Origin of the sequence: Microbacterium sp. SGAir0570 (genome assembly GCF_005491085.2) — a bacterium.
Taxonomy (GTDB): domain Bacteria; phylum Actinomycetota; class Actinomycetes; order Actinomycetales; family Microbacteriaceae; genus Microbacterium; species Microbacterium arborescens.
The window spans coordinates 2,550,594-2,565,918 of record NZ_CP027929.1 but is presented as its reverse complement, the minus strand read 5'-3'; the positions used below and the strand labels follow the sequence as shown (position 1 = coordinate 2,565,918).

The 15,325-nt window shown below is 66.6% G+C and carries 11 protein-coding genes; 7 read left to right on the top strand and 4 right to left on the bottom strand.

The features are described 5' to 3' along the window. Nucleotides 1–11: 11 nt before the first annotated feature. The 5 genes from C1N74_RS12210 (at nucleotide 12) to C1N74_RS12190 (ending at nucleotide 6,248) form a co-directional block, all read left to right on the top strand. Nucleotides 12–545, top strand: coding sequence for a hypothetical protein (locus tag C1N74_RS12210; RefSeq protein ID WP_137750617.1), 534 nt, complete (start codon nucleotides 12–14; stop codon nucleotides 543–545). Continuing rightward, entirely contained in the window at nucleotides 542–2,929 is a 2,388-nt protein-coding gene (locus C1N74_RS12205; protein ID WP_103843089.1) for a hypothetical protein, read from the top strand. The genes C1N74_RS12210 and C1N74_RS12205 overlap by 4 nt, the downstream gene beginning before the upstream one ends. Before the next feature lie 187 nt (nucleotides 2,930–3,116). Beyond that, the gene (locus tag C1N74_RS12200) at nucleotides 3,117–5,063 is read left to right on the top strand and encodes a hypothetical protein (RefSeq protein ID WP_137750616.1); all 1,947 of its coding nucleotides are present in this window, start codon (nucleotides 3,117–3,119) and stop codon (nucleotides 5,061–5,063) included. Between the two features lie 52 nt (nucleotides 5,064–5,115). Continuing rightward, on the top strand, nucleotides 5,116–5,847 hold the full coding sequence (locus C1N74_RS12195) for a glycosyltransferase family 2 protein (protein WP_103843093.1): 732 nt from the start codon (nucleotides 5,116–5,118) through the stop codon (nucleotides 5,845–5,847). Further along, nucleotides 5,844–6,248, top strand: coding sequence for a DUF2304 domain-containing protein (locus tag C1N74_RS12190; protein WP_103843095.1), 405 nt, complete (start codon nucleotides 5,844–5,846; stop codon nucleotides 6,246–6,248). Before C1N74_RS12195 ends, C1N74_RS12190 begins: the two co-directional genes overlap by 4 nt. A gap of 13 nt (nucleotides 6,249–6,261) precedes the next feature. On the opposite strand, the gene C1N74_RS12185 is transcribed toward C1N74_RS12190, so the two are convergent. From C1N74_RS12185 to rfbB, 3 genes are read right to left on the bottom strand one after another with little or no spacing between them, the layout of a single operon-like run. Next, complete coding sequence (locus C1N74_RS12185) at nucleotides 6,262–6,684, bottom strand: GtrA family protein (RefSeq protein ID WP_258039139.1); 423 nt, start codon at nucleotides 6,682–6,684, stop codon at nucleotides 6,262–6,264. Between the two features lie 58 nt (nucleotides 6,685–6,742). Next, nucleotides 6,743–8,161 (bottom strand): bifunctional dTDP-4-dehydrorhamnose 3,5-epimerase family protein/NAD(P)-dependent oxidoreductase, encoded by a 1,419-nt coding sequence (locus tag C1N74_RS12180; protein ID WP_103843099.1) that lies wholly within the window; start codon nucleotides 8,159–8,161, stop codon nucleotides 6,743–6,745. 3 nt (nucleotides 8,162–8,164) lie between these two features. Further along, the gene (rfbB, locus tag C1N74_RS12175) at nucleotides 8,165–9,163 is read right to left on the bottom strand and encodes a dTDP-glucose 4,6-dehydratase (protein WP_137750615.1); all 999 of its coding nucleotides are present in this window, start codon (nucleotides 9,161–9,163) and stop codon (nucleotides 8,165–8,167) included. Nucleotides 9,164–9,316: 153 nt separating this feature from the next. On the opposite strand from rfbB, the gene C1N74_RS12170 reads away from it, so the two are divergent. Both C1N74_RS12170 and C1N74_RS12165 read left to right on the top strand, forming a co-directional pair. Continuing rightward, entirely contained in the window at nucleotides 9,317–11,182 is a 1,866-nt protein-coding gene (locus C1N74_RS12170; protein WP_181405530.1) for a rhamnan synthesis F family protein, read from the top strand. Beyond that, nucleotides 11,179–13,113, top strand: coding sequence for a rhamnan synthesis F family protein (locus tag C1N74_RS12165; RefSeq protein WP_103843103.1), 1,935 nt, complete (start codon nucleotides 11,179–11,181; stop codon nucleotides 13,111–13,113). Before C1N74_RS12170 ends, C1N74_RS12165 begins: the two co-directional genes overlap by 4 nt. Here C1N74_RS12165 and C1N74_RS12160 read toward each other — a convergent pair. Beyond that, nucleotides 13,110–15,305, bottom strand: coding sequence for a glycosyltransferase (locus C1N74_RS12160; RefSeq protein WP_137750613.1), 2,196 nt, complete (start codon nucleotides 15,303–15,305; stop codon nucleotides 13,110–13,112). The genes C1N74_RS12165 and C1N74_RS12160 overlap by 4 nt on opposite strands. Between the last annotated feature and the right edge of the window lie 20 nt (nucleotides 15,306–15,325).

The window sequence follows — 15,325 nt, the reverse complement described above, 5'->3', positions numbered from 1 at the left end:
AGAATGAGAGGGTGACCTCTCTCCGCGCGCGCAGAACAACGTCCTCGGTGACCGCCACGAGCTTCCGACTCTTCGGGGGCCTCGTGATCGGCATGCTGGCCTTGACCGCCTGCGCCACGCCCGTCGGTGGTGCGATGACTCCGTCTCCGACGCCGACGGCGACGCTGGAGAGCCCGACGCCCGAGCCGACCCCGACGGCGGATGACACTGCGACGCCGGATGTGCCGGCCCCGACCGAGACGGTCGAGGTGGACACCCCCTACAACGGGGAGGTCCTGATCGTGACGGCCGAGCAGCGGGGGCCGACGCTCGAGGTAACGGCGATGATTCCGGGGGTCAGCGAGGATGACGGCACCTGCACGCTCCGCGTCGACGGCGTAGGAGTGGCCACCATCACCAGCACGGCCGGTAACGGTGTGACGTACTGCGGTCTCATGTCGGCCGACGTCGCGTCCGACTCCGCCGCGACGCGCTTCGACGTGCAGTACGAGTCCTCGTCGACGCGGGCGCGTTCCGCCGACTCGAGCGTCGAGTCGAGCCAGTGAGCGCGCGCCGCAGCATCCGCTCGTCCGTCGCGGTCCTCGCCGCATGGGTGTGCGCCGTCGCCCTGCTCGTCGCGGCACCGGTCGCGCTGTCGTCGTCGATCGCTCCGGCTCCGGCAGCCGCGGCCGCATCGGGCTCTGACTTCAATCCGGGCAACATCATCAGCGACGCCGCGTTCTACGACTCGAACGCGATGGGATCGTCGGAGATCCAGGCGTTCATGGAGCGTCAGGTGCGGTCCTGCTCGTCGGGCTACACGTGTCTGAAGGACTACCGCCAGAACACCGACAACCGTCCGTCCGACCGTTACTGCAACGGCTACGAGGGTCGCGGCAACGAGAGCGCGTCCACGATCATCGATCGCGTCGCCCGCTCATGCGGCATCAGCCAGAAGGTCATCCTGGTCCTGCTCGAGAAGGAGCAGTCGCTGGTCACCTCGCCTTCCCCCACCGCGCGCGCCTACGCGGCGGCGACCGGACAGGGATGTCCCGACACGGCTCCCTGTGATTCCGCGACGCTCGGTTTCTTCTACCAGGTCTACTACGCGGCCCGGCAGTACAAGATCTACAAGGCGTTCCCGCAGGACTTCGGCTACCAGGCCGGCCGCTGGAACAACATCCTGTACCACCCGTACAACAACTGCGGCACCCAGCGCGTCTACATCGAGAATCAGGCGACGGCGGGTCTGTACATCTACACCCCGTACGTCCCCAACCAGGCCGCACTCAACAACCTGTACGGCACGGGCGACACCTGCTCCTCGTACGGCAACCGCAACTTCTGGCGGCTCTACACCGACTGGTTCGGGTCGACGCAGGCCGATAACGAGAGCCCGTTCGGTGGTTTCAACGTCGAGGTCTCCCGGGGGATAGTCGGAATACGCGGCTGGGCGCTCGATCCCAGCGACCCACGGGCGGCTCTTACCGTCGTCGTCACAGCGAACGGGGCTCGTCTTGGAGAGTTCCGCGCGGACGATCCGCGTCCCGACGTCGCGGCCGCTCATCCCGGCTACGGACCCAACCACGGCATGCGCGCCGACTTCGAGGTCGTCGGAGGTACGACTGAGATCTGCGTCACGGTGCGCAACGTGGGCAGAGGGTCGGACACGGCTTTCGAGTGCCAGACGGTCGAGGTTGAGACCGCTTCGCCCTACGGGGGTACGACGGTCGAGGCGTTGAGCGGAGGCGTGCGCATCACCGGCTGGACGCTCGACACCGACACCCGGGATCCGCTCGACATCCACGTCTACATCGACGGTCAGGGGTCGGTCCACAAGGCGGACCGCCCTCGGCCGGATGTTGCCGCGGTTTTCCCGGGGTTCGGGCCGAATCACGGCATCGACGTTTCCATTCAGACGCCGGTCGGCAGCCACCAGGTATGCACGTACGGAATCAATGTCGGGCTTGGTATGAACAAGCTTCTCGGCTGCCAGACGGTGCAGGTCACGCGGAGCGCCGACCCGCAGGGAATGGTCGATGACCTCTACCCGGTGCCGGGCGGCTTCCGCGTGCGCGGGTGGGCTGTAGACCCCAACACCACTGAGCCCATGACTGTTCACGTGTACAGAGGAAGCTCGGGGCGTGCGATCCAGACGAGCGTGATCCGAGACGACGTTCTGAAAATCTATCCGAGCGCGAATCGCAGGAGTGGATTCGACGAGTTCATCAGCGCCCCCGCCGGGTCATCCACCGTGTGCGTCTACGGCATCAACGTCGGTTGGGGGCAGAACTCAACGCTCGGGTGTCGCAATCTGGAGGTGCGAGCGGGGCAGGCGTTCGGCGGCATAGATACGACGGTCACGGGAGAATCGGTTCGGATGCGCGGATGGGCCATCGATCCCGATACTCGGGACTCGCTGACGATTCACACATATATCGACGGAACGGCCGTCGTCGGGAGAGCCGATGTCACTCGAGCCGATATCGCGCGGGCCTACCCTGGTTATGGGGCCGATCACGGGATAGATGAGACTTTCGAGCTCGATCCTGGAACCCACCGGATTTGCGCGTACGCCATCAATGTCGGCCCCGGCACGAACCAGCTCCTCGGTTGCGAATCGCTCGTCGTCGAGAACCATTCGCCTTTCGGCGGTACTGACGTGACCGTCGAGGCCGGAGGCGTGCGGCTACGCGGCTGGACAATCGACCCTGACACGTCCGCATCACTCCAGGTTCACGTGTATGTCGATGGTGCCGGCTTCGCGGTCGCGACGGCCGCGGTCGCACGTCCCGATGTCGCGCGGGCGTACCCCGGGTTCGGGGACGCACATGGCATCGACCTCAGGCTGGCGCTCAAACCCGGACGGCACCAGGTATGCAGCTACGCGATCAATCAGGGCCCCGGCAGCAACTCCACGCTCGGCTGTCACAGCGTCTTGGTGCCCTGACCAAGGCGTTCCCGCACCGGCGCGGTAGGATCGGGTGATTCCTGGCCGCGTACGAACAGAAGCAGCACGAATGTTCTCATCCCCGGGAGACCCAGACCCCCGCGCACTTTTTACCCGAGACCGCAGAGGCGACCGAAGGTGGGAACGCTGGATCGCTCCCACGGCAGATGGCCTCCCGTCTCGACGCGTGCTGGCTTTGCCGTTGGCATTGCTCGCCGGTGTTTTCGTGGTGCTGGTCGCCTTCGGCGTGACGGGCAGCTCGACCGGGGTCCTCCATTCGATGGTGTCTGGCGGCGATGACCCCCGTCTCGTCGCCGGCGAGCCGCGTGAAATCCGCAGCGACGAGTGGTTCGTGCAGTCCAGCTGGGTGATCTCGCAAGTCGAGCAGTCACTTCCGGTCGAGAACGAGACATTCCCGGGCGGCATGGACGCGACCGTGCAGAACGACCTCCCGAACGCCGACTGGTCGACTGCCTTCCGGCCTCACTTGCTCGGCTTCTTCTTCCTCCCCCTGGACCAGGCGATGGCATTCCGCTGGTGGTTCCCGGGCCTCGGCGTCATCGCGGCGACATATCTGTTCGCGGTCACACTCCTTCCGCGGCGCCCGCTGACGAGCTTGGCGCTGGCGGTGGGATTCTTCTTTGCGCCCTTCTTGCAGTGGTGGTACCTCTCGCTCACGCTGTACCCCGCCTTGTGGGCGATGCTGGTCATGTCAGCGATCATCTGGTCGTTGCGATCGCGGAAGCGAGGACCCGTATGGATACTGGCCGCGCTCGTCGCCTACATCACTCCGGCGTTGGCGATGGGAATCTACGTTCCGTTCATCGTTCCTGTGACGCTCGTGGCGGCCGCCTTCGGCCTCGGGGCCGTCATCGCCCGTGACGTCGGTCGACCTCCCTTCACACAGCGGCTGGTCGACATCTCGCCGGTCCTGGTGGCGGGGCTCGCCGGCGGCCTGGTGATGGTGATCTGGATCCTGACCCGTCTGCAGACGATCCAGGCATTCACCTCGACGCTCTATCCGGGGGAGCGGCTCCAGCAGGTCGGACAAGCCGGCGTCAACGAGATGTCGCAATTGTTTTCCGCGTTCTCGTCTTTCGCTCTCGAACGCACACAGGGTGCCCCATTGAGCGTGAACTCATCCGAGGCCTCCACCTTCTTCCTTCCTGGCGTCTTTCTCGTGGTGGTGCTCGGTTGGCTGGTCTGGGCTCGACGGAAGAACGGCGCTGCGCTGGACATCCTGGCGATCGCGGTGGTCGGCGCGCTCGCCCTGATGTTCGCCTATCTTCTCGTGCCTGGCTGGGACCCGGTCGCGCATCTGCTCTTCCTCGACAGGACGACGAACGCTCGGATGCGAATCGGTTTCGGCGTCGTCAGCATCGTGCTGGTGGTACTCACCGCCGCGCGGTTCGACGATGCCCGGTCGCGTGGCCTCGTGCCGCCGCTATGGGTGAAGGCGACCGCGACGACGCTCGCGGCGGGGTCGGTAGGCGTGGTGGCTTGGCGAGCGGTCGACATCACGGGATCCGTGGATGCTATTGCACGGCGTGATCTGGCGCTGCTAGCGATATTCGCCGCGGCATTCGTGCTGATCGTGTGGCTCATGGCTTCGGGACGCTTCCTCACCGCGGCGACCGGCCTCCTCGTGCTGACCCTGGCGCAATCAGGGCTTGTGAACCCGGTCTACGTGGGAGTGTTCGATCTCCGCCAGACTGAGACCGTCCAGCGCATTGAGCAGATCGATGCGCGGGACCCCGGCGCGTGGGTAGGCATCAATACATCGCTCGTCACCACGATGATGCTCGTCGAGTCCGGCGTTCAGTCCTACAACGGTGTCCAAGGATCCCCCGCCTCCGAGATGTGGGAAGCAATCGATCCGACCGGTTCGTCAGAGCAAGCTTGGAACCGTCTCGCCACCCTCTCATGGGTTCCGGGCGAGGGTGAGCCGGCCCCACGCAACCCGGCACCTGACCAGATTCAGATGACGTTCGATTCCTGCAATCGGTTCGCCGCGGAACACGTCTCGTATGTGCTCACCCAAGCACCCCTCGACCAAGGATGTCTCGATCTCATCGAGAGCGTAGAGCAAGGGCCGGGTGTGATGATGATCTACGCCGTCCGGGGCGAACAGTGATCGGCGTTCCCTCGTTCGAGCGCGATCGGACGCCCGCGATATCATGCTGAGGATGTCTGAACAGCCGCCTAAGACGCTCGTGATCGTCCCAGCGTGGAATGAGGCCGAGAACGTCGGGAACACCGTAGCGGAGGTTCTGGCGGCGAGTCGCGACTATCACGTCCTTGTCGTCGATGACGGTTCGAGCGACGGTACCGGCACTCGAGCCCGCACGGCTGGCGCGACTGTGCTGACTCTTCCGTTCAACATGGGCGTGGGCGGCGCGATGCGCGCGGGGTTCACCTACGCGCAGCGGCATGGCTTCCGGCGAGCGATCCAGGTGGATGCCGACGGTCAGCACAACCCGCGCGATATCGCCGCCGTTCTCGCGGGACTCGACGTGGCCGACATCTCTATCGGGGCGAGGTTCGCTGACGTCGGTGATTACTCCGCGAAGGGGCCGCGCCGGTGGGCGATGAAGCTGCTCGCTGGTGTCCTGTCCCGGGTGGCGAAGACCACTCTCACGGACGTGACGAGTGGTTTCCGTGCTGCGAATGAGGTCGCGATCGACCAGTACGTCCGGTACTACCCGGCCGAGTACCTCGGCGACACGGTCGACTCGCTGGTGAACGCGCTGCACGCGGGTTTGACGGTCACGCAGGTGCCGGTCGCGATGCGGCCCCGGGCCTTCGGCCGGCCCAGTCAGAACCCGTTCGGTGCCACGGTCTACCTGACGCGATCGGTCTTCGCCCTGACCCTCGCGTTGATGCGCGGCCCGGCCAAACCCGTGGAAGCAGCATCATGATCATCGCCGCAGGAATAGCATTCGCTATCGTCGTCCTTGCGATCATCATCGGCCTTCTCCTGAAGCGTCAGCTTCGCGAGAAGTACGCCACCCTCTGGCTGATCATCGGCCTCGCCCTCCTCGTCATCTCCGTGTTCCCCGGACTGCTCCTGCAGCTGACTGAGGTGCTGGGTGTCGAGGTGCCGGCGAACCTCATCTTCGCCCTCTCCATCGTGCTTCTCGTTGGAGTCGCTCTCCACCTCTCGTGGGAACTCTCCCGGGCCGAAGACGAGATCCGTCGCCTCGCAGAGGAGTCCGCGATCCTCCGTACTGACCTAGACGAGTTGCGAACGCGAATGGATTCCCAGGTAGCAGGCTCCGGGGTTCAGGGTGATCCGCCTCGGGACGCGCCTGCCGGGTGAGAGTGCGTCGACGCTACTCGCTGCGCGCCGGCGGGAAGATCCAGTAGCGGTAACCGAAGTAGTTCCACACCGTCGTCGACGCGACGGCGATCCCTTTCCCCACGGCCCACGGCCAACCGAGAGCGTCGATGCCGGTGACGACCGCGGTGGTGGCGAAGGCGTTGAAAATGACGAGTGCCGTGTACTTGACGGCGCTCGATCCCCATCCGGCGCCGGTCTGGAACGTGATCGCCCGTTGCATCAGGAACGTGAGCGCGAAGCTCGTGAAGAATGCGACCGGCGTAGCGATGACCAGGTCGATGTGGACGAGGTCATGCAGGACGAACAGCAGCCCGAAGTCGACGAGGAAGGCTACGCCACCCACGACGACGTACCTGACCGCACTGTTCTTCCACATCCGCTTGATCGGTGCGGGGACGAGTGCGCTCAGCCGCACCGTCGGACACCCGTGTGAGGTCGAAAGACGGGGCCCAGCGTCGTGCAGCAGGGCAGCGTCACGATTTCAGGTAAGTGAGAAGGGCGTCGGCGCTGTCGGCGGGCGTGAATCCGGTAGCCTCCAGTGCGGACAGATCCAGTTCGCTGTTGCGCGGCCTCGGCGAGATCGGGTGCCCTAGCCCTGCGAAGTAGTCTTCCGTGCTGACCCCGCTGACTCGGCTGGCGTCATGACCGGTTTGCGCGAAGACATCCCGCGCAACGTCGAACCAGCTCGATGGCGTGCCCGCCGAACTGAGATTGTACGTGCCGTGTGCGGCCGCGCTCTCGATGAGGTGCCGGATGCCGCGCGCGATGTCATCGGTGAACGTCAGGCGCCCGATCTGGTCGTCGACGACCTTGGGGTCGATACCCCGCTCGGCGAGCGAGGCCATCGTGCGCACGAAGTTGTTGCCGTCGCCGATCACCCAGCTGGTGCGGACGATGTAATGACGGGGAACGACCGATACGACGGCATCCCCGGCGGCCTTCGTCTGCCCGTAGACGCCGAGGGGTGACACGGGATCGTTCTCGGTGTAGGCGCCGTCCTTCGTTCCATCGAACACGTAGTCGCTCGAGACGTGGACGAGAGTGATGCCGTTCACCGTCGCGATGCGCGCCAGCGCGGCGACCGCGGTGACGTTGGCCGCCCAGGCGTCGACGCGCCCCTCGGGGGTCTCGGCGAGGTCGACCTTGGTGTACGCGGCAGCGTTGATGATCGTGCTGTAGTCGCGCCACCGACGCGCGGAGGCGAGGTCGGGCGACGTCAGGTCGAGCTCGTCCCGTCCCGCGTACTCCATCCAGGGGTGATCGCCGAACTCGGCGCGCAGTGCCCGGCCGAGCTGGCCGTTCGCTCCGGTCACCAGGATGCGCTTGGGCGGCATCGGAACCACATCGGAAAGACGCGGGTGGTTCTTGTCCTTCTCACTGATCTCGACCTGATCGAGCGGGATCGGCCACTCGATCGCGGCGGTCTCGTCGGCGAGATTCAGGAAGGTGTAGGTCGCATCGGGCGACCAGTGGTCGTTCACGAGGTACGTGTAAGCGGTGTCGGGCTCGAGCGTCTGATACGAGTTCCCGACGCCGCGCGGGACGAAGATCGCTCGCGAGGGGTCGAGCTCAGCGGTGTAGACGGCCCCGAAGGTCGGCCCCTCGCGAAGGTCGACCCACGCGCCGAAGATGCGGCCCGTGGCGACGGAGACGTACTTGTCCCAGGGCTCGGCGTGGATGCCGCGGGTCGTGCCCACCGCGTCGTTGAACGAGATGTTGTTCTGCACCGGGCCGAAGTCGGGCAGGTCGATGCCGGCAGCGGTCATCTTCTCGCGCTGCCAGTTCTCCTTGAACCAGCCCCGTGAGTCGCCGTGCACGGGCAGATCGAGGACGATCAGCCCCGGGATGGGGGTCTCGATGACCGTGAGCGTCTTTCCGAACTCGATGGCCACGGTTCACTGTCCCTTCGAGGCGTAGAAGGCTTCGACGCCGTCTTTCGCGGGCGCCCACCAGTCCTCGTTGTCGCGGTACCAGTCGATGGTGGCTTTCAGGCCGGCTTCGAAGTCTTGGTAGCGGGGTGTCCAGCCGAGTTCGGTGCGGAGCTTGGTGGAGTCGATCGCGTAGCGGAGGTCGTGTCCGGGGCGGTCGGTGACGTGGTCGTACGCGTCGGTGGGGTTGCCGGTGAGGGCGAGGATGAGCTCGACGACGGTCTTGTTGTCCTTCTCGCCGTCGGCGCCGATGAGGTACGTCTCGCCGATGACGCCGCGGTCGAGGATCGTCAGCACGGCGGAGGAGTGGTCGTCGGCGTGGATCCAGTCGCGGACGTTCTCGCCCTTGCCGTAGAGCTTGGGGCGGATGCCGCGCAGGACGTTGGTGATCTGGCGGGGGATGAACTTCTCGACGTGCTGGTAGGGGCCGTAGTTGTTCGAGCAGTTGCTGATCGTCGCTTTCACCCCGAACGAACGCACCCATGCGCGCACGAGCAGGTCGGAACCGGCCTTGGTGCTGCTGTAGGGCGAGGACGGGTTGTACGGGGTGGACTCCGTGAACCGTGCCGGGTCGTCGAGTTCGAGGTCGCCGTACACCTCGTCGGTGGAGATGTGGTGGAAGCGTTTGTCGTGCTTGCGTGCTGCCTCGAGCAGCGTGTACGTGCCGACGATGTTGGTGTCGAGGAAGGGGCGGGGGTCGTGGAGGGAGTTGTCGTTGTGCGACTCGGCCGCGTAGTGCACGACCGCGTCGACCTGCCCGAACAGCTCGTCCACGAGCGCGGCGTTGGCGATGTCGCCCTCGACTAGCCGCACCCGGTCCTCGGGCAGGCCCGCCAGGGATGCGGCGTTGCCCGCATAGGTGAGCTTGTCGAGCACGATCACCGAGTGGTCGGTGTTGCCGACGACGTGGTGAACGAAATTCGAACCGATGAACCCGGCACCGCCGGTCACAAGAAGCGTGGACACGCCCACCAGGGTACCTGCCTACACCTGGCGGCTGAGGAAACGCGCCTGGAGCGCTCACGCTCGCTCGATAGAATTCAGCGGCCGCAAGCTGCGGCGCGAAGGGAGCCGTCCGCCGACATGGATCAACCGGCAGAGCGCGTACGACGCCGACTGGTGTATGCCGTCGAAGGCCCCCGCGCGGTGGTGGACGACCACGTCATCCACGCGCTCTCGGCGTTACGGCCGCTGATGGACGACATCGTCGTCATCGCGCCGGACGCGCTCGAAGTCGCCCAGCGCCAACGCCTTCGCACGATCTGTGACTCGATCGCCGAGCCCGCGGCATCGGTGTTCCAACCGACCGACTACCGCGATGCGATCCGACAGCGCGCGGACGAGTCGGGGCCCGCGCACGAGGTGATCCTGAGCGGTGACTCGTGGTTCGGACCCGTCTCGGACTTCTCGGCGGTGATGAACCGCATGGACGGGGTTTCCTGCGCAGCCTGGCAGCTCGTCGAGAACGCTCATGGTCATCAGCCGGAGTCCTTCCCCGGCGAGGGCTTCCCGCTGCTGACCGCGCCCTGGGTGTGGACGGTTCTGCGCGAGGAGGCACAGAGCAGCGAAGCCCTCGAAGACTTCTGGGCCTCGCACGCGGAGCTTCCGCACGACGCGGAGTACCTCCTCCCTCGTGCGCTGCGTGAGGGAGGGCTGGCAGTCGAGTTCGCCTTTCCCGCGTCTGCTTTCCGTAGTGGCGACCCGCTCGTCTTCAGTGCGCATGCGCTGTTGAACGCGGGGTGCCCTGTCGTAGGCAAGGCGCAATTCCGGCTCTTTCCCCCGTATCTCGACCAGCACGCGGTGATCGGGCGGGAGGTGCTGGCGCGCCTGGACGAGGACGGTTTCGCCACGGGCCTGGTCCGACAGAGCCTCGCGCGGACGGTCCCCCCGAAGGCGCTCAACACGAATGCCGGCATGCTCGACGTCCTGCCTCTGCAGGCACGCCCCGACACGTCAGCCGTGGACTCCCTCGCCATCCTCGTCGTCCTGCACGTCAGCGAGTTCGTCGGACTCGACGAGGTGCTGCAGGCGATGCGGAACGTTCCCGCTGGATACGACCTCCTGGTCACCGCGCGAGACGGCATGACCGCCGCACAGGTGCAGGCCCACCTGGAGGAGCGCGACGACCTCGGTTTCGGTTCGCTCGAAGTGCGCGTCGTGCCGCCCGGCCCGGGCCGCGACATGAGCGACTTCTTCGTCGGCTGCCGCGATGTGCTCCTCAACGGCGGGCATGACATCGTGATCAAGCTCCACAACCGGCCATCGCCGCGGAAGACCTTGAACCTGCGCCGCTACTCGCGGCGATACCAGCTCGACAACCTGCTGGGCAGCCGCGGGTACGTGGTCAATCTCTTGCAGTTGTTCGTCCGCGAGCCGGGTCTGGGCCTCGTCTTCCCCCCGATGGTCCACATCGGCTTCGGGACGATGGGGCGCGGATGGGCCGGTCTCGAAGGGCCGACGAAACGACTGTTGGACAAGCTCGGCATCCGAGTCCCTGTGGATGCCGTCTCGCCGCTTGCACCATACGGCGGCATGTGGGTGGCGCGTCCTGACGCACTCCGCAGAATGGTCGAACCGCGATGGCGGCACGCCGACTACCGTCGCGGAAAGCGTGATCGCGAACTCGCGCACGTTCAGGAGCGGACCGTCGTGCTGGCTGCCGCCGAGGACGGGTTCCACGCGCGAACCGTGCTGACGCCGGAGCACGCCAGCATCAGCCACACCGCGCTTCAGTTCAAGACCGATCAGGTCTCGATGTCTGTTCGTGGCTACCCGATCGATCAGATCCGATTCCTTCACGGTGCCGGCGGGATGGGATTCGGCGGCCCGGTGGCGTTGTTCCGCATGTACCTGCGCCTCAACCACTTCAGCGTGGCGCGGCGGCTGCTGCCGGTCTACTACGCGGCACGCCGCGGGTACGGTGTGGTGTCGCGCGTCAGGCGCATGGTGTCGCGCGGTCTGCGACGCGGGGAGGAGACGGAATGAAGACTGCGGAACTCGTGAACTTCCCGGCCCGCGCGGCTGCGGAGTTCCCCGAAGGCGGGAAGCGCGCGCTGATCTACGTCGTCTACGACCGTCGCGGAGACGTCGAGGCGTACATCCCTTATGCGCTCCAGCAGCTGCGCGCCCATTGCGACCACGTCCTCGTCGTCGTCAACGGCCTCCTCACCGATGCCGGCCGCGACGCGCTCGAGCCCGTCGCCGATGAGATCCTCGTGCGCGAGAACCGCGGCTTCGACATCACCGGTTACAAAGAGGGCCTCGAACACCTGTCCGATCGCCTCGCTGATTGGGACGAGGTCGTCCTCGCGAATGACACGTGGTTCGGACCGATCGGCGATTTCGCCCCGCTCTTTGAGCGCCTGGACAAGCGGCCCCTGCACTTCTGGGGAATGACCGACCATCCACGTGTCGAACCGAACCCCTTCACCGGGGACTCGTATCTCGCCTACCACCTCCAGTCGTACTGGATGGCGGTTCGGCGCGACATGTTCCTATCGGACGAGTGGGCCCAGTACTGGCGCGATCTGCCCTCGCTCGACAGCTACTCGGACGCGGTCGCCAAGCACGAGGCGGTCTTCACCGAGAGGTTCGTCGACTGCGGCTTCGTCGCGGAGGTCGCGTTCCCGAGCCTGACCGACAAGATCGAGAACAATGCCGTGCTCTACGCGCAGCAGCTCATCGAGGCGGGATGCCCGACGCTGAAGAGGCGGCCGTTCTTCCAATGGCCGCCGTTCATGGACCGGCTCTCGGTCATCGGCCGGTGGACACTCGAGGCCGCTGAGCGTCGCGGGTATCCGATGGAGCTGATCTACCAGGATCTCGCGCGAAACGTCGAGCCGCAGACACTGAACGCGGATGCCGCGATGCTTGAGGTGCTCGCGGAGGAGGATGACGGAACGTACGACCCCTCCCGTCCGCTGCGCACCCTTGCGGTCGCCCACATCTACTACCCCGAGATGACCGACGAGATCATGGATCGAATCGACACCCTTCCGGGTGCGTACGACCTGATGATCACGACCCCGGAGGAGGACCGCGCCCGTAGCATCCGCGATCATCTGTCTCGGCGTGCCGCGCGGGGCTCGGTCGAGGTGCGGGTGCTTCCCTCGAACAACGGCCGCGATCAGGCCGCGTTCCTGATCGGCTGCCGCGACGAGCTGCTCGACGGGGGATACGACCTCGTCGTGAAGGTGCACTCGAAGAAGACGCCTCAGGACTCCGACAACGTCGGACGTCACTTCAAGCTCCAGCAGTTCGAGAACCTGCTCTTCTCGAGCGGCTACACCGCGAACCTCGTCGCGCTCTTCCAACGCGAACCCGGCCTGGGCATGGCCTTCCCCCCGGTCGTGCACATCGGGCATCCCACCCTGGGGCACGGGTGGTGGGCGAACAAGCCCGGTTTCCTCGAACTGATGGCGAAGATGGGCGTGCGCGTCCCCGTCGACGAGGGGACGCCGCTCGCGCCCTACGGATCGATGTTCTTCGCCCGCCCCGAGGCGCTGCGTCGCCTCGTCGAGCAGCCGTGGGACTACGACCAGTTCGGCGGCGCGGAGGCGTACATCGACGGCGGGCTGGCGCACATTCTGGAACGTGTCCCCGCGTACGTCGCGGGCGACGCCGGGTACCACACGCGTACGGTGACGTCACCCGACTACATGGCCGTCAGCTACACCGCGCTGGACTACAACTTCGATCAGATCTCGGTGACGCTACCGCCCGCTTCGACGATGGAGCAGATCGAGTTCCTGCGCCGGGCCGGCGAGTTCGAATGGGGAACATTCCGCGATTTCCTGAAGATGTACGCCAGGCTGCACCGGCCCCAGCAGGAGGATCGCCTCCTGACGGCGTACGACCGATCGGTGGTGTGGCGACGACGGGTCAGGCGGATGCTGCGTCCGCTGCGACGTCGCTAGCGCCGCTGGCCGCGTTCCGGCGCCGTGCGCTCGCGCAGCGCCGTCTCGAGCAGCGTTGTGGCGCGAGCGTCGAACGAGTGCAGGTGCCGGATGTCTGTCGAGATGAGCTCGGCCGCCTCTCCGGACGGGAAGACGTGCTGCGGGTCTTGCCGCAACAGATCGAGAAGCTCGGGAACGGTGCGGTACGTGCGCACCATGCCCCCGAACAGCTCGTCGATTCCCTCGACGTCGTCGCTGATGGCACGTCCGCCCGCGGCGACGACGTCGAAGAGCCGGTTCGATATGAACCCGGATGCCTGCATCGCCGGCCAATGGTCGTTGAGGACGAGGCGCGCGCCTTCGTAGAGCTGGGGAAGTTCGGCGTTCGCCACCCCCGACGCGACGACGGACGACGCGGGGATCCAGCCCGTCCAGTCGGGGCCATAGACGTCGACCTGGATGCCGGCGCGGATCGGCTCGATGACGGAGGGGCGCGGGATGCCGCGGGCCGTGCCGACGAACACGATCCGGTCCGTGTCTGCTGCGCCCGTGGGGTGGAAGCGGTGCACGTCCGTGCACTGCAGCAGCGGCTCGATCGGCCCCAGCGATCCGGCCGTCGACCGGATCCACTTCTCGGAGGCGGCGAAGACGTGGTCGAACGCGGCGGTCTCGTCGCGTGTCAGCTGGTCGGGGTGGCTGATGATCCACAGCAGCGAGATAGCCGATCGGTGGGGATCGATCCGCTCCGGTCCGCGCAGGACGACTTCGACGTCATCGAGATGGTGTGACGGCCGATTACGGGCCCCGATGGAGTCGATGACGACATCCTGTCCCCGGCGCCGGAGCGCATCGGCGAGCCCGCGCGCGAAGTGCGTGTCGCCCCACCACTCCGCGCCGAGTCCGGCTGGAGCAGCGGTCTTGAGCGCCCATCGCAGCCGCGGCGCCCCTGATCGAGCCGCGGGCGCGCGGCGTCTGAGTCGCGCGTCGTCGTCGTCGACCGTGGCCAGGCCGATACGGGCGACCAGGTGGTCGAGGTCGTCGGTCATGCCCCGGGCCGCCTCGACCCGCGCATGCGCCGGCAGATGATGCTCAGGGGAGATGACCCACGCGTCGGTGCGGACCTGGGCGGTGTCCGGCATCGGCGAGGTGCCCACGGTTACGGCGAACGTCGACGAGGCGATGCCGTCGACGGACACGCGCTGCCCGAGTCCGCGCGCATCCTCCGCGGGGTGTCCGAGCAGGAGCGGATGCAGCCGCGGCCCGCGCCGCACGAGCCCGCAGTTGATCACGACGCCGTCGACATCGAGGACGAGGGGCGACGTGATCCCGGCATCCATCTCGGCGAGGGTGACGACGCTCTCGGTCGTGATCTCGTCACCAGGCCCGCGGACGATCAGGCGAGAACCGGGAACAATCCGATCCGTGGCTCCGCTGACGACGGAGGACCGCGGCTCGTCGGCGATGACGAGTGTTCCGATGGTGCCGGCTGAGGCGACTACGGCCGGCAGCCAGGCATCCGGTCGTTCGCCATTGACCGCAAGGACGAGACGAGCACCGATGCGGCGACTCGCCTGAGTGGCCGTGGCCAACGTCAGGCTGAAGTCGCGCTCGTGCCCGGCGAGGCGCCACAGGAGGACGACGGGGCTGGATGCGAGTTCCGCGAGGTCGCTCTCGCCCGAGATCCGCCCTGCTCGGGACAGCGCTCGGGTCACGAGAGCCGAGATCCGGTCCGCGCGCATCTGCGCACGATCGCCCGGGAAGCCGAAGGCCAGGGCTGATCCCGCTTGCAAGCCGCGCCAGGCGTGACCGAGCGGACCGGCGGGGTCATCGGAGGACTCGGGGTGGGCGAGAGCGTAGCCGGGGGCGTCCCACAGCAGGCTCGTCCGGATGCGGCGGCGGTCGTTCACCAGGTACGCGTACAGCGCCGGAACCCTCCCGGCGTCGGAGAGCTGCATCGACACCATCTGTTCCGAGAACAGCGGGTTCAGGACGAAACCGTCGCGGAAGCCCCGGCGGACGTAATGTCGCACGGCGGCGCGTGGGCTCAGGCCGGGCCGCTGGGCGGAGACGGCGACCGGGTCGACGATGTCGGCACGGTTGATGGTCCGCGCCCACCAGACCCGGTCGATGCGACGGATGATGGGGCCGCCCCACCAGGAGTCCCGGACGTCTCGCACGCGCGAGCGGGCGACCGCGGCCGCGCGCCGGATCATCGTCCGGACGATGGTGCCGG

Bases quoted from the DNA above. Each gene is read 5' to 3' on its own strand.
- C1N74_RS12190 (WP_103843095.1), top strand. From the start codon at position 5,844: ATGATCATCGCCGCAGGAATAGCATTCGCTATCGTCGTCCTTGCGATC.
- C1N74_RS12165 (WP_103843103.1), top strand. From the start codon at position 11,179: ATGAAGACTGCGGAACTCGTGAACTTCCCGGCCCGCGCGGCTGCGGAG.
- C1N74_RS12195 (WP_103843093.1), top strand. From the start codon at position 5,116: ATGTCTGAACAGCCGCCTAAGACGCTCGTGATCGTCCCAGCGTGGAAT.
- C1N74_RS12160 (WP_137750613.1), bottom strand. From the start codon at position 15,305: ATGATCCGGCGCGCGGCCGCGGTCGCCCGCTCGCGCGTGCGAGACGTC.